Source organism: Lentzea rhizosphaerae, assembly GCF_042649515.1.
In the GTDB taxonomy this organism is placed as follows: domain Bacteria; phylum Actinomycetota; class Actinomycetes; order Mycobacteriales; family Pseudonocardiaceae; genus Lentzea; species Lentzea aerocolonigenes.
In genome coordinates this window covers 1-11,968 of record NZ_JBHRZI010000015.1, presented here as the reverse complement: position 1 = coordinate 11,968, position 11,968 = coordinate 1, and the positions used below count along the sequence as shown (strand labels likewise).

Sequence of the window (11,968 nt, the reverse complement as noted above, 5' to 3'; positions counted from 1 at the left end):
CGCCCCACGTCAGGTGTTCTTCACCGCCAGTGATCGTTTGGTTTCGTTCGCTCGAACCGGAAGTCGCAACGCGCCGCGGATCAGTTTCGACTTCCTGCGCGCCACCGGACCGTCCGGCGCCAGGTCCGGGAAACGCTTGAACAGCTCGTGCAACGCGACCGCTCCCTCGATGCGGCTCAGCCCCGCGCCGATGCAGTAGTGGATGCCCGCGCTGAACGCGAGGTGCTCACGCGCGTTGGACCGCGTGGGGTCGAACTTCTCCGGGTCCTTGAACACCCGCGGGTCGCGGTTGGCCGCCGCCAGCATGAGCATCACCGGCATTCCCTTGGGCAGGCTCACTCCGGCGAGTTCCAGGCGTTCCTTCGGCCAGCGGATCGTGTACTGCACGGGCGGGTCGAGCCGCAGGACCTCCTCGACGAACCCTTCCGCGTACTCGGGACTCTGCGCGAGCGGCGCGACGGTGTGCGGGTTCTCGAACGCCTTCAGCACGCCGTTGCTGATCAGGTTCACCGTCGTCTCGAACCCGGCGAACAGCAACAAACCGGTCGTGGCAACGAGATCCTCGCGGCTGAGGTCGGCGTGCTGCGTCACGAGGTGGCTGACGATGTCGTCCTTCGGGTTGCGGCGCCGGGAGTCCATCAGGCCGTCGATGAAGTCGTTGTACTCGATGATCGTCTCGTGCAGGTTCTTCAGCTGCTTGTGCGACCACACGCCGTCGAGCGTCTCCGCGAGCGAAGTACCCCACCGCGCGAAGGTCGCCTTGTCGTCGTCGGGCACGCCCAGCAGGTCCGCGATGACCTGGATCGGCACCTGCGAGGCGAACTCCTGGACCACGTCGAACCGGCCGTCCAGCCGGTCCAGGTACTGCATCACGATCTTCTGGATCGACGCCGTGCGGTCCTTGAGTGCGCGCGGCGTGAAGAACGGCTGCACGAGCTTGCGCAACCGGGTGTGGTTGGGCGGGTTCATCATCAGGAACGAGTCCTGCACCGGGTTGACGATCTTCTCGCCGTCCTTGACCAGCGTGATCGGCACCATCGACGCCTCGTCGAACGTCATCGTGAGGAACCTGTTGTCCCGCAGCACCGAGTCGCAGATCGCGCGCGACGGCGTGACGTACGCGCCCATGCGACTGCGGACCATGTCGCCCTTGGCGCGGATCTTCTCGTACATCGGATACGGGTCGCGACCCGGCGGCGAGGCGATGACACCCGCGTACGGGTCACCGAGCAGCGCGTAGCCGCGGACGAGCGTGCGCACCGCGAAGAACTGGGCGGCGGTCTTCAGCGTGGACGACATAGGTCCACCTTGAGGTTTATGTGAAGAACCTTCAAGAGCTGCGGCGGTGCCTGCGAACGGTTTCTTCTACCAGATCGAGTACAGGTTCCATGTCGTCGGCCGGAAGCCCCATCGCGAGGTGGGAGACGAGGCCTTCGAGCACGAGCTCCAGGAAGCTCGTCAGGACCGTCACGTCCACGTCGTCACGCAGGTTGCCGGCCTCGCGTTGCCGGATGAGCCGCTGCCTCGTCGCGGCCGTGAGCTGTTCGGACCGCTCGGCCCACCGCGCGCGGAAGTCCGGGTCCGTACGGAGCCTGCGCGAGACCTCCAGGCGCGTGCCGAGCCAGTCGGCCGCGTGCTCCTCGGTCCGCTTCTCCGGCTCGTCGAGCAGGTCGCGCATGACCTGGACGAGACCCTGCTCCGCCACGACGTCCGCCATGCGCAGGGCGTCGTCCTCGGCGAGCGCGAGGAAGAGCGACTCCTTGTCGCGGAAGTGGTGGAAGATCGCACCGCGGGAGAGTCCCGTCGCCTCTTCCAACCGGCGTACCGTGGCACCCTCGTAGCCGTGGCGTGCGAAACAGGCACGCGCGCCGTCGAGGATCTGACGGCGGCGGGCGTCGAGGTGGTCCTGGCTCACCCTGGGCACCTGTAGATGGTGTCAGGAGGAAGGTGGGAAATCCAATCCGTACGTACGGATTGGACGGCTCCATCCGTGTGATCTTCAGCGGTGATCACTTTCGTGTGGATCAACGGCCGGGCCTGCGCTGACACATCTCCAGTCACCAATATCCTCCTCCGCCATGGAGACGCAGGAGTACGTCAAGCTGTCGACGCTCGCGGAGCGCCTGGGATGGCAGCGGCGTGAGTCCACAGGCGTCCACGTGGTCGATCTGCTCCTCAGTCGCACGGTCTCGGACCTGATCGCCGCTCTGGCCGAGAACCGGGATCGGTAACGGGCCACGTCACGGGTTGCGGTAAGCGCTTTCCCGCACGTCGCTGAAGGGTTGACAGGACTTGTCACGTGGTGGTGTGATCTGCGCGACAGATAGGAAAGTTTCTATCCAATAACTGAATCCGCCGCCGCTCTGAGTGATCCCCCTACCCGTCTTGTGGGAGGCACAACAGTGGCACCGAGCAGAGGTCGGGCGTTTCGCGCGCTCGGCACGATGGGTGTTGCCTGCACAACAGCCATCGCAGTGATGTCGGTACCGGAGTCGGCCCTCGCGGCGCCGGTCCGGTACGAAGCGGAGAACGCGACGCTCTCGCAGGGCGTGGTCGAGTCGAACCACGCCGGCTTCTCCGGAACGGGGTTCGTCAACTTCGACAACGTCGCGGGGAGCTCGGTCGAGTTCACCGTGAACGCCTCGAAGGCGGGTCAGGCGAAGCTGGTCTTCCGCTACGCCAACGGAACCGCGGACAACCGGCCGGTCGACGTGAGCGTCAACGGCGGCCTCGCGGTCGACGAACGCGCCTTCGCGGGCACGGGCGCGTGGACGACGTGGACGTCGGTCGAGAACGCGGTGAACCTGAACGCGGGCTCGAACAAGATCAAGCTCACGTCGACGGGTGCCACGGGCGGACCGAACCTGGACTACGTGGAGGTCGAGGAGGCGACCGCGGCCCTGGAGCAGGAGGCCGAGAACGCGACGATCTCCCAGGGCGTCGTGGAGTCCAACCACGCGGGCTTCTCCGGCACCGGTTTCGTGAACTACGACAACGTGGTGGGGTCGTCCGTCGAGTACACGATCAACGCGGACCAGGCCGGTGAGCACGAGCTCACGTTCCGGTACGCCAACGGCACGACGACGGACCGCCCGGTCTCGGTGACCGTGGACGGCGCGAGCCCGCAGACCGTGTCGTTCCCCGGCACCGGCGCGTGGACGACGTGGCAGACGCGGACCGCGAGGGTCACGCTGCACGCGGGCGCGAACAAGATCAAGGCGACCGCGACGACCGCGAACGGCGGCCCGAACGCGGACAAGCTGTCCGCCGTGCTGGTCGGCCCGGTCGACAACGAGCCCCCGTCGCCGCCGAGGAACCTGCAGTTCGTCAGCTCGACGTCCACCACCGTGTCGCTGAAGTGGGAGGCGGCCACGGACAACGTCGGGGTCGTCGGCTACGACGTCTACCAGCACGGCCAGCACGTCACGAGCGTCGGCAACGTGCTCCAGGCCACCGCGACCGGCCTGCAGCCCGACACCGAGTACGACTGGACCGTCATCGCCAAGGACGCGGCGGGCAACGTCTCGCAGGCCTCCAACAACGTGCCCGGTCGCACGCAGCCCGCGCCGCCGGACACCGAGGCACCCACCGTGCCCGGCAACCTGCGCACGACCGGCAAGACCGCGACCAGCGTCGACATCGCCTGGAACGCCTCCACGGACAACGTGGGCGTCACCGGGTACGACATCTACGTCAACGGCGCGGTCAAGCAGTCCGCCGACGGCAACGCCACCTCGGCGACCGTCGCCGGTCTGACCACCGGCACCGAGTACGCGTTCCGAGTGCTCGCCAAGGACGCCAAGGGCAACAAGTCGGGGCTGTCCAACGAGATCAAGGTGACCCCGGCGGCCGGTGGGCCTTCCGGCACGCCCGAGCCCGGTGCCGTGTCCACGATCGCGTCCGGCGTGGACGTCGCGTGGGGCGTGGTGTTCCTGCCGGACGGTTCGGCGTTGTTCAGCGAGCGCAACACGTTCAACATCTACCGGCTCACCAAGAGCGGGCAGAAGACGCTGGCCGGCAAGATCAGCCAGGCCGTCGGCACGAACGGTGAGGGCGGCCTGCTCGGCCTGGAGGTCTCGCCGTCGTTCGCGACCGACCACTGGCTGTACGTCTACCACACGGCGTCCGAGGGCAACCGCGTCATCCGGATCAAGTACGAGAACGGCGCACTGGTGCAGAGCTCGTACCAGATCCTGTTGCAGGGCATGGCGAAGAACCGCTACCACAACGGCGGTCGCCTGCGGTACGGCCCGGTGGACGGCAAGCTGTACGTGTCCGTCGGTGACGCGCAGAACCCGGACAACAACCCGCAGAACAAGAACTCGCTCAACGGCAAGATCCTGCGCATCAACCTCGACGGCTCCATCCCGTCGGACAACCCGTTCGGCAACGCCGTCTGGTCGTTCGGCCACCGCAACCCGCAGGGCCTCGACTTCGACTCGAAGGGCCGGTTGTGGGAGTCCGAGTTCGGCGACTCCACGCAGGACGAGGTCAACCTGATCACCAAGGGCGGCAACTACGGTTACCCGCACTGCGAGGGGACCTCGGGCAGCTGTTCCGGGTACATCGCGCCGAAGAAGACCTGGTCGACGTCCCAGGCTTCGCCGTCCGGCCTGACGATCATCAACGACCACGTTTTCGTGGCCACCACGGTGGGTCAGCGGGTCTACCGGATGCGGATCGACTCGAACGACGCGTTGGTGGATCAGAAGGTGTACTTCCAGGGCACCTACAACCGTCTGCGCACGGTCGAGGTCGACCACGACGGCGACATCTGGCTGACCACGTCCACGGACAAGGACGGCACCGCGAACAACGACCGGATCCTGCTGATCGACATCCAGTACTCGGGCGGAGGCGGTGGCTTCAAGCTGACGTCCTCGGCGTTCGCGGACGACGCGATGATCCCGGCGAAGTACACGTGCGCCGGTGACGGCGTGGCGGGCCAGGACCCGTCACCGCCGTTGGCGTGGGGTGCTTCTACTGGTGCTGCCGGGTACGCCATCGTGTTCGCGGACCGCGTGAACAACGGCAACAAGCTGCACTGGGCGATCTGGGACATCCCGGCTGCCACGACCTCGTTCCCGGAGAATCTCGGAGCGGGCTTCACCGTTCCCGGTCAGGGCGGGGCGAAGCAGAAGGCGATGGGGTCCGGTGCGAACTCGCAGAAGTTCTTCGGGCCCTGTCCCGGTGGCTCGACCAACCCGTACACGTTCACGTTGTACGCGTTGAACACCGCGACGGTTCCGGGGATCACCTCGTCGTCGACGATGGCTCAGATCGAGACGGCCATCAAGAACGCCTCCACGGGCAACACCGTGCTGCGCGGGCGGTCGAACGCCAGGACGTGATTTTTTGAGCGGGAGCGGGCGGTCCTCAGCCGAGGACCGCCCGTTTCGTGCTGCGCGCGAGCCAGTCGCGGAACTTGGCCACGGGCCAGCCGCGTTCGTCGACGAGTGACGCGTAGTGCGCCGGGTCGTTGTAGATCCACACCACGTCGATCGCGGTGTCGAGGTCGCAGGCCAGCGGCCCGAGCCTGCCCGCCTGCTCGACCACCATCGCCGCACCCGCACGGCGGTTGCGCAGCAGCGTCGCCCACAGCTCCGCCGCCTCCGGGGGTCGTCGCCCGCCAGCGCCTCGTCCAGCACCTCGCTCAGCAGGGCGGGCTTGGACCCGAACGCGGCGAAGACCGTCGGCCGGGAAACGTCCGCGGCCTTGACGACGTCGGTCAGCGACGTGCTGCCGTACCCGCGTGCCACGAACAGCTCCGCGGCCGTGGGCCACGACCGCCTGCCTGGTGCGCCGCGCGCCCTCCTCGCGGACCTGCGACCTGTACTCGCGCTTCTTGACGTCGCCCACAGGCTGAACTGTCACGGTTGTCACCACGATCAGTGGAGCACCCGGTGCCGCGTTTGGCGCGAAAAGCACGTCCGGGCCATCTATCGGCCCGAACGTGCTTTTCGCGCCAAACAACAGGAGCGCCTCGCGCGTTGACGCTCGTGCGCACGCGTACACACGGGCACATCACTTGATCCGTAAGGATTTGAGGGCTGCAACTGTCAGACCCCGCGTGTAGCGTCGAACGCGCCATTCGATCACGGGGAGTGTGGCAGCGTGACTGCGTTGCGTGACCAACCGGCGCCGGCGAGGTTCGCCGATCGCGCCGAGGCCGAGGCTTACGTCGCCTCGGTCTGTTTCAAACACGGCCCTCCGAGGCTGTTCGGCGTGGAGCTCGAGTGGACCGTGCACCACGCCGAAGACCCTGCCCAGGTCCTCGATCGACACCGACTCGCCACCGCCCTCGGCGAGCACGCACCACCGACTTTGGTTCCAGACAGCCCCCAGAGGCCGCTTCCGAGCGGCACCCCGCTGACCGTCGAACCGGGCGGGCAGGTCGAGATCTCGACTCCTCCCTGCACCAGCCTCCCGGACCTCTTCCGCACGGTCGCCCAGGACATCTCCCATCTCACCGCCATGCTGGCGGACCACGGTCTCGTGCTCGGCGACCGAGGCGCTGACCAGCACCGCAGCCCCACGCGCATGCTGCAGGTGCCCCGGTACGCCGCGATGGAACACGCGTTCAGCCACGTCGGCGGCGACGGCATCGCCATGATGTGCAACACCGCCGGGCTGCAGGTGTGCCTCGACTTCGGCGAGGAGAAGCACCTCAAGGACAGATGGGCCGCCGTGCACCAGCTCGGGCCCGTGCTCATCGCGTTGTTCGCGAACTCGCCGAGCATCGGCGGGATGCACGAGGACTGGGCGTCGGCGCGCATGCGGACGCTCTACGGCACGGATCCCGTGCGCACCAGACCCAGTGCTGTGTGCGCCGATCCGGCCGCCGCCTACGCGAAACGCGTCGTCGACACCCCGGTGATCGTCGTGCGCGGGCCGAGCCAGAGCTGGGTTCCGCCACGCAGCCTGACGTTCGCCGAGTGGATCGACGGGGCGCTCGACCGCAGCCCCACGAGCGACGACCTCGACTACCACCTCACCACGATGTTCCCTCCGGTGCGGCCGCGCGGGTACATCGAGATCAGATATCTGGACACGCCCGCGCCTGGCGGGTGGATCGCGCCGAGTGCGCTGCTCGTGGCGCTGTTCAGCGACCCGTCCGTTGTGGACGGTGTGCTGGCGGCGACCGAACGGGCCGCCGGGCGGTGGCTCGTCGCCGCACGGCACGGGATGGCGGACGAACGCATTGCCAGAGCGGCGAAGGACGTCGTCGCGCTCGGCATCGAGGCGTTGCACCGCACCGGTCTTTCTCAGGATCAGATCAGCACCATCAGCCGGGAGCTTGAGGGGAAGCTGTGACAGAAGAACTCCGCGAGCAGGTGGCGGAGGAACTGTTGCGTTCGCGCGCGCGTTCCACCGCCTTGACCGATGCCGTCGACGAGCACGACCTCGTGCGGCAGCACTCGAAGCTGATGTCGCCACTGGTCTGGGACCTGGCGCACATCGGCAACCAGGAGGAGCTGTGGCTCGTTCGCGACGTCGGCGGTCGTGAACCGGTCCGCAGCGACATCGACGAGTACTACGACGCGTTCAAGTACGGCCGCAGCGTCCGGCCCGAGTTACCGCTGCTCAACCCCCGCGAGGCCCGCCAGTACGTCGGGGACGTGCGCGGCAAGGTGTTCGACGTGCTGGAGAAGGTGCCGTTGCAGGGCCGCCGGCTCGTCGAGAACGCCTTCGCGTTCGGCATGATCGTGCAGCACGAGCAGCAGCACGACGAGACGATGCTCGCCACGCACCAGCTGCGCACCGGCGAACCGGTCCTGCACGCGCCCGCACCGCCGCGCGGAAACCTCGTCGCCGCAACGGAAGCGTTCATCCCGGGTGGACCGTTCGAGATGGGCACCTCGGACGAACCGTGGGCTTTGGACAACGAACGTCCCGCGCACGCCGTCCACGTCGACGCGTTCTTCATCGACACCACCCCGGTCACGAACGCCGAGTACGCCGAGTTCGTCCTCGCCGGTGGCTACGACGACCGTCGCCTGTGGACGGAAGCGGGCTGGGAGCACCGCACCACCGCCAAGCTGACCGGCCCGCGCTTCTGGCACCGCGAGGGGAACTCGTTCAGCCGCACCGCGTTCGGCGTGACCGAGCCGATCGTGCCGGACGAACCCGTGGTGCACGTGTGCTTCCACGAGGCCCAGGCGTACGCGACGTGGGTGGGCAAGCGCCTGCCGACCGAGGCGGAGTGGGAGAAGGCGGCCCGCTTCGACCCGGCGACGCAGAGCTCGCGCCGCTATCCGTGGGGTGACGAGGAGCCGACCGAGATCCACGCGAACCTCGACCAGCGCCACCTGCGCCCGGCCCCGGCCGGCGCGTACCCGGCGGGCGCGTCTCCCGCGGGCGTGCACCAGCTGATCGGTGACGTCTGGGAGTGGACGTCGACGGACTTCCACCCGTACCCGGGCTTCGAGGCCTTCCCGTACCGCGAGTACTCGGAGGTGTTCTTCGGGCCGGACTACAAGGTGCTGCGCGGTGGCTCGTTCGGCACCGACAGGTCCGCGATCCGCTCGACGTTCCGCAACTGGGACTACCCGATCAGAAGGCAGATCTTCTCCGGCTTCCGCTGCGCCAGGGACGCCTGAGAGATGTGCCGCCATCTGGCTTACCTCGGCCCCGCCCTGCGCTTGGACGACCTGCTCTTCGACGCACCGGACTCGTTGGAGCGGCAGGCTTACGCGCCGCAGCTGATGCACGGCGGCGGCACGATCAACGTCGACGGCTACGGCGTGGGATGGTTCCCCGGTCCGATCAGGTACCGCCGCGCGGGCCCGATCTGGGCGGACGCCAACCTGCGCCAGCTCGCGATGACCACGCTGTCCACTGCCTTCCTGGCGGCAGTGCGGTCGGCCACCGTCGGCATGCCGGTGGTCGACCCGGCGTGCGCGCCGTTCACCGACGGCACCTGGTTGTTCAGCCACAACGGACGTGTCTCCGACTGGCCGGAGTCGGTCGCGGAGCTGGCGCGGACTGTGCCGGTGACCGACCTGCTCACGATGGACGCACCGGTCGACTCCGCTCTGTTGTGGACGCTGGTCAGGCGACGACTCGAAACCGGGAAGAACCCGGCGGACGTGCTTGTTGAACTCACCAAAGAAGTCGTGGCCGCCGCACCCGCGTCGCGCCTCAACTTCCTGATGACCAATGGTTCGGTGATCGTCGGCACGACGTGGACCCACTCGCTGTGGGTCCTGCACGACGGGGAGAGCGTCACGCTCGCCTCCGAACCGCTCGACGGCGACGACGCGTGGCGGGAGATCCCCGACAACCACGTGGTGGTCGCTGATCCATCCACTGTGGAGGTTCGACCGATATGACCGAGCCGGTGCTGGACGTTCATCTCAAACCGGAGGACGCCGCACACGCGCTACGTGCCGACGTGCGTGCCGGACTGACCGCGGCCCCCAAGTGGGTCTCGCCGAAGTGGTTCTACGACGCCGTGGGCAGCGAGCTGTTCGAGGACATCACGCGCCTGCCCGAGTACTACCCGACCCGCGCCGAACGAGAGGTGCTCGCCGACCGCGCGGGCGAGATCGCGGCGACCACCGGCGCGCACTCGCTGGTGGAGCTGGGGTCCGGTTCGTCGGAGAAGACGCGGTTGCTGCTGAGCGCGTTGCGGGAGCACGGCACGCTCCAGGAGTTCGTGCCGCAGGACGTCTCGGTGTCGGCGCTGACGGACGCGGCCCACGCGATCATGGCGGACTACCCGGGCCTGCGCGTGCACGGCGTGGTCGGCGACTTCACGCAGCACCTCGCGTTGCTGCCCGGTGAGTCGCCGCGCCTGGTGGCGTTCCTGGGCGGCACGATCGGCAACCTGATCCCGGAGGAGCGGGAGAAGTTCCTGCGCACGGTCCGCGACGTGCTGGAGCCGGGGGAGTGGCTGCTGCTCGGCACGGACCTCGTGAAGGACGAGGAGACGCTGGTGCGCGCGTACGACGACGCGCAGGGCGTCACGGCGGAGTTCAACCGCAACGTGCTGAACGTGCTGAACCGCGAGGTCGGCGGCGACTTCGACGTCGAGGCGTTCGAGCACGTGGCGTTGTGGAACGCCGAGCAGGAGTGGATCGAGATGCGCCTGCGCGCCCTGCGGGACATGCGGGTGACGCTCGCGGACCTCGGGCTGACCGTGGAATTCCACGCGGGCGAGGAGCTGCGCACCGAGGTGTCGGCGAAGTTCCGCGAGGACGGGGTGCGGCGAGAGCTGGAAGAGGGCGGGTTCTCGTTGCACCGGTGGTGGACGGACACGGAGGGCAGGTTCGCGGTTTCGCTCGCCCAAGCGGTGTAACGAGACAGACAACCATCCGTTAGGCGGGTACAAGCGGCCCACCGTCAGTGGTGGGCTGCATCGATGACCCTTGCAACTACGCGTGCCGTGCGCGTGGCGCTCGTCAGTGCGCTCGCGCTCGGCACGGTCGTTTCCGGGCTGGGTGCCGCATCAGCCCAGCCAGAAGCCTCCTCGACCACGAGACCCGCCGCCTGGGGGCCGTGCGCGGCGGACGTCCTCGCCGAGATCCCCGCGGCCCAGCGCGACAAGGTGAGCTGCGCCGTCCAGCAGGTGCCCGTCGACCACTCGCGGCCGCGCGGGGACTCCACCGGCATCATCATGATGAAGCGGCCCGCCCTCGACCCGTCGAAGAAGATCGGTTCGCTCTTCATCAACCCCGGCGGTCCCGGTGGCGCCGGCCTGATCTACAGCGCCTACGGCTCCAGCTTCTTCACGCCGGAGATCCTCGAGAAGTTCGACCTCATCGGCTTCGACCCGCGGGGTGTGGGCCGAAGCGCGCCGCTGCGCTGCTTCCGCACGCAGGAAGAGGCCGACGCGGTGAACGACGGCTGGTTCGCACTGCCGATCACCAAGGACGAGATCGCGAGCACGATCCGGCAGTCCAAGGCCTACACGGACTACTGCAAGATCAACGCCGGTCCGCTGCTCAACTTCATGTCGACCGAGGCCGTCGCGCGCGACCTCGACGTCATGCGCGAGGCCGTCGGCGACAAGCAGCTCACCTACGTCGGTTTCTCGTACGGCACGCTGCTCGGCGCGACCTACGCCAACATCTTCCCGCAGAAGTCGCGTGCTCTGGTGCTGGACGGCAACGTCGACCCGCAGCTGCGTCTGACCAACGGCGCGCAGTACGACCGTGAGCGCGCTCGTGGCTTCGAGATCGCGCTGGACGCGATGCTGAAGCGCTGCGACACCGTGGGTGTGGCGAAGTGCGCGTTCGCCGGTGACGCTCGCAAGAAGTTCGACAAGATCCGCGAGACGCTGCGCAAGGGCCCGACGACGTTGCCGGACGGCTCCCAGGTCAACCTGACCACGCTCGTCGGCCGCACGTCGAGCAACCTGTACAGCCCGTCGACGTTCAAGGCGCTGACGGCGTGGCTGCAGGCGATCCACGCGGCGCAGAACCCGTCGGCCGCTGCTGCTCTGGGCGTTCAGTCCGTTGTGGACGTTCCGGTGCTGAACAACCTCGGTGGCCGCGCGGACGTCCGTGCGTTGCCGGACACCCCGTACACCGCCGACGACTCGTACTACGCGGTGAACTGCACGGACAAGCCGTTCACGAAGTCGACCCGCAACTGGGCGACGACGGCGGCCAAGTGGGAGAAGGAGTCGCCGACGTTCGGCCGCTACCAGGCCGCGTCCGACCTGCTGACCTGCGCCACGTGGCCGACGCGCCACCCGGACCGCTGGATCGGCCCGTGGAACCGCAAGACGAAGAACCCGGTCGTCGTGGTGGGCAACTACTACGACCCGGCGACGCAGTACCTGTTCTCGCAGCGCATGGCCAAGCAGCTCGGCAACGCGCGCCTGATCAGCGTCGACGCCTTCGGTCACTGCATCCTCGGTGACTCGGCCGGCGCCGACGCGGCCGTGACGCGGTACCTGGTCGACCTCACGCCGCCGGTGAACGGCTCGGTGTACCAGCCGAACGTGCAACCGTTCGCCTGA

9 protein-coding genes and 1 pseudogene are annotated in these 11,968 nt (G+C 67.9%); 7 read left to right on the top strand and 3 right to left on the bottom strand.

The genetic code is table 11. From position 1 onward, the window contains the following. Positions 1 to 9: 9 nt before the first annotated feature. Together ACFOWZ_RS16930 and ACFOWZ_RS16925 are read right to left on the bottom strand one after the other, a co-directional pair. A complete protein-coding gene (locus ACFOWZ_RS16930; RefSeq protein ID WP_382373490.1) occupies positions 10 to 1,299 on the bottom strand; it encodes a cytochrome P450 in 1,290 nt (429 codons plus the stop codon). Positions 1,300 to 1,330: 31 nt separating this feature from the next. Beyond that, positions 1,331 to 1,924: a TetR/AcrR family transcriptional regulator gene (locus ACFOWZ_RS16925; protein ID WP_030470246.1), complete on the bottom strand. Its 594-nt coding sequence runs from the start codon at positions 1,922 to 1,924 to the stop codon at positions 1,331 to 1,333. Positions 1,925 to 2,078: 154 nt separating this feature from the next. Here ACFOWZ_RS16925 and ACFOWZ_RS16920 point away from each other — a divergent pair, with 154 nt between their 5' ends. Both ACFOWZ_RS16920 and ACFOWZ_RS16915 read left to right on the top strand, forming a co-directional pair. Beyond that, positions 2,079 to 2,231 (top strand): hypothetical protein, encoded by a 153-nt coding sequence (locus ACFOWZ_RS16920; RefSeq protein WP_382373487.1) that lies wholly within the window; start codon positions 2,079 to 2,081, stop codon positions 2,229 to 2,231. Between the two features lie 246 nt (positions 2,232 to 2,477). Beyond that, positions 2,478 to 5,351, top strand: a complete 2,874-nt coding sequence (locus tag ACFOWZ_RS16915) for a PQQ-dependent sugar dehydrogenase (RefSeq protein WP_382373486.1) — start codon at positions 2,478 to 2,480, stop codon at positions 5,349 to 5,351. Positions 5,352 to 5,705: 354 nt separating this feature from the next. On the opposite strand, the pseudogene ACFOWZ_RS16910 reads toward ACFOWZ_RS16915, so the two are convergent. Beyond that, positions 5,706 to 5,759: pseudogene (locus tag ACFOWZ_RS16910) on the bottom strand (hypothetical protein); the annotation flags it as partial. Positions 5,760 to 6,114: 355 nt separating this feature from the next. Between ACFOWZ_RS16910 and ACFOWZ_RS16905 the strand changes: the two are divergent. From ACFOWZ_RS16905 to ACFOWZ_RS16885, 5 genes are all read left to right on the top strand, one after another. Beyond that, positions 6,115 to 7,314 carry a glutamate-cysteine ligase family protein gene (locus ACFOWZ_RS16905; protein WP_382373484.1) on the top strand — a complete coding sequence of 400 codons (1,200 nt, stop codon included), beginning with the start codon at positions 6,115 to 6,117 and terminating at the stop codon, positions 7,312 to 7,314. Beyond that, positions 7,311 to 8,600 carry an ergothioneine biosynthesis protein EgtB gene (gene egtB, locus ACFOWZ_RS16900; RefSeq protein WP_382373482.1) on the top strand — a complete coding sequence of 430 codons (1,290 nt, stop codon included), beginning with the start codon at positions 7,311 to 7,313 and terminating at the stop codon, positions 8,598 to 8,600. Before ACFOWZ_RS16905 ends, egtB begins: the two co-directional genes overlap by 4 nt. 3 nt (positions 8,601 to 8,603) lie before the next feature. After that, positions 8,604 to 9,332, top strand: coding sequence for an ergothioneine biosynthesis protein EgtC (gene egtC / locus ACFOWZ_RS16895; RefSeq protein ID WP_382373480.1), 729 nt, complete (start codon positions 8,604 to 8,606; stop codon positions 9,330 to 9,332). After that, positions 9,329 to 10,300 carry an L-histidine N(alpha)-methyltransferase gene (egtD, locus tag ACFOWZ_RS16890; protein WP_382373478.1) on the top strand — a complete coding sequence of 324 codons (972 nt, stop codon included), beginning with the start codon at positions 9,329 to 9,331 and terminating at the stop codon, positions 10,298 to 10,300. Before egtC ends, egtD begins: the two co-directional genes overlap by 4 nt. 63 nt (positions 10,301 to 10,363) lie before the next feature. Continuing rightward, positions 10,364 to 11,968, top strand: a complete 1,605-nt coding sequence (locus ACFOWZ_RS16885; RefSeq protein WP_382373476.1) for an alpha/beta hydrolase — start codon at positions 10,364 to 10,366, stop codon at positions 11,966 to 11,968.